Origin of the sequence: Meridianimarinicoccus marinus (genome assembly GCF_040689105.1) — a bacterium.
Lineage (GTDB): Bacteria > Pseudomonadota > Alphaproteobacteria > Rhodobacterales > Rhodobacteraceae > Meridianimarinicoccus > Meridianimarinicoccus marinus.
Map to the genome: position 1 here is coordinate 1 of NZ_JBFBVU010000071.1, position 2,037 is coordinate 2,037.

Here is a 2,037-nt window from a genome sequence, read left to right on the forward strand (position 1 = left end):
CCTGGCTGACACGGCCACGTAGCGACCGGTCTATCCACGACGGAGAGCTGTCGGCGGCGATCCGTGCGAGCTTTCTGTGTCAACGGCGGCGTAAAAACCTGCCACGGTGGCGGAGCAAGAGTCGGCCAGCTTGGGGTGTGCGCCTTGGAGCGTGAGGCCCTCAAGTAGCAAGCACGTTCCAAGGCGCATTGGCCGTGAGGCCAATTCTGTGAGGATCATTTGTTGGCGGCGGAGAGGCGGGCCCGGCTCTGGCTAAGACGGTAGCTCTCGCCATTCATTTCCAAGATATTCACGTGATGGGTCAAGCGGTCCAGCAGTGCGCCCGTGAGACGTTCGGTGCCAAAGGTCTCGGTCCATTCCTCGAAGGGCAGGTTCGATGTGATCAGGGTTGAACCGCGTTCGTAGCGCTGCGAGATCAATTCGAACAATAGCTCGGCACCGGTCTTGCTCAGCGGTACGAAGCCCAGCTCATCGATGATCAGCAGTTTGACCTTGGCCAGTTGGCGCTGGAGGCGCATCAGGCGTTTCTCATCGCGGGCCTCCATCAGTTCGTGGACCAGGGATGCCGCAGTGACGAAGGCGACCGGCAATCCCTTTTGGCAGGCGGCGAGCCCCAGGCCGAGGGCGATATGGGTTTTGCCAGTGCCGGACGGGCCGAGTGCGATCACATTTTCTTTGCGCTCGATCCATTCGCCGCGCGCCAGGTCCAGCACCATCATCTTGTTGAGGCTGGGGACGGCCTTGAAGTCGAAGCTGTCGAGGTTCTTGACGGCCGGGAACTTTGCCGCCTTGATCCGGCGTTCCACCATGCGCCGTTCCCGGTCGATCAGTTCCAGCTCGGTCAGCCGGGCCAGATAGCGCACGTGATCCACGCCCTCGGCTGCGCAGATGCGGGCCTGTTTGTCATACTCGCGTAGGAAAGTGGGCAGGCGCAGGGTCTTGAGATGATGGGCCAGCAGCAGTTCGGGCGCGCCGGTCATGCGTCGCTTCCAGCCAGCAGGCTCATGTAGGAGGCGGCGCAGGTGGTGGCGATGTTGGTCCTGGGCAAGAACGGATAGACATCCAGATCCAGCCGGGGTGGCCGCCGCTCGACCTGGCACAGGACCAGGTGTTTGATCGCGTCGAAGCTGACCGCGCCCATCCGCAGGGCGTCCCTGACGGCCAGATGCAGCCCTGCCAGTTCGAAGCGTTCCAGAAGGCGCAGAACCTGCACGTACTCTCGCTTGCCGGCTTTGCCCTGGCGGGCTTCCAGCAACCGCTGGAGCGTGCTGAAGGCTTCGGGCAGTTCCCACCCCTGCAGGGGGGCTGCCTGATCGAAAGACATGATCTTGCGTTCGACCAGCGGCAGGTAATGCAGCGGATCGAACACCATGTCGCCGGTGTCGTAGGACCGGGGATGATCGGCGATCAGCGGCGCCGCGCAGCCGATGACGACGCGGGTCACGAAGCCTTTGATCCAGACCTCGCGGTGGCCATAGCCAACCGGCACCGAGTAATCGTTGCTGCGGTAGCGCACCACCGATGTCGACGTGACCTGGCCGCTTCGGAGGTCGCAGGCCTCGAATGGGGCAGCCGGCAGGTCCCGCATCGCGGCAAGGTCAGCTTGCAGCCGTTCACCGATGCTGGCCTTGTGGCCGCGCAGAACATCGCCCTGCCGTTTGTGGCACTGCTCTTCGAGGTAGGCGTTGAACGCCTCCCAGTCCGGAAAGGACGGGATCGGCACCATGAAGTTACGCCGCGCATAGCCGACCAGACCCTCGACGGCTCCCTTGTCATTACCCTTGCCCGGGCGCCCGTAGCGATCCCGGACCACATAGTGCGACAGCATCGCGCTGAACCGCTGCGTTCTCTGCCGGGTGCCATCGGGCAAAATCCTGGCAACGAGGCACTTGTCGTTGTCATAAAGGATCGACTGAGGGATAGCACCGAAGAATGCAAAGGCATGGACATGTCCGTCAAGCCAGGCCTCGGTGGTCGCCGCAGGATAGGCCCGGACATAACAGGCGTCGCTGTGCGGCAGATCGAAGGCGAAGAAAT

Annotated in this window: 2 protein-coding genes; both read right to left on the reverse strand. The window is 62.8% G+C overall.

Going from position 1 to position 2,037, the window contains the following annotated elements:
- Window positions 1-215 precede the first annotated feature (215 nt).
- Window positions 216-980: an IS21-like element helper ATPase IstB gene (istB, locus tag AB0T83_RS20155; RefSeq protein WP_366194985.1), complete on the reverse strand. Its 765-nt coding sequence runs from the start codon at window positions 978-980 to the stop codon at window positions 216-218.
- Window positions 977-2,037, reverse strand: a 1,061-nt coding sequence (locus tag AB0T83_RS20160; protein WP_366194986.1) for a Mu transposase domain-containing protein, incomplete at its 5' end; no start/stop codon positions are given. The genes AB0T83_RS20160 and istB, both read right to left, overlap by 4 nt.

Coding starts and splice junctions, on each gene's coding strand:
- istB (WP_366194985.1), bottom strand. CDS start 980: ATGACCGGCGCGCCCGAACTGCTGCTGGCCCATCATCTCAAGACCCTG.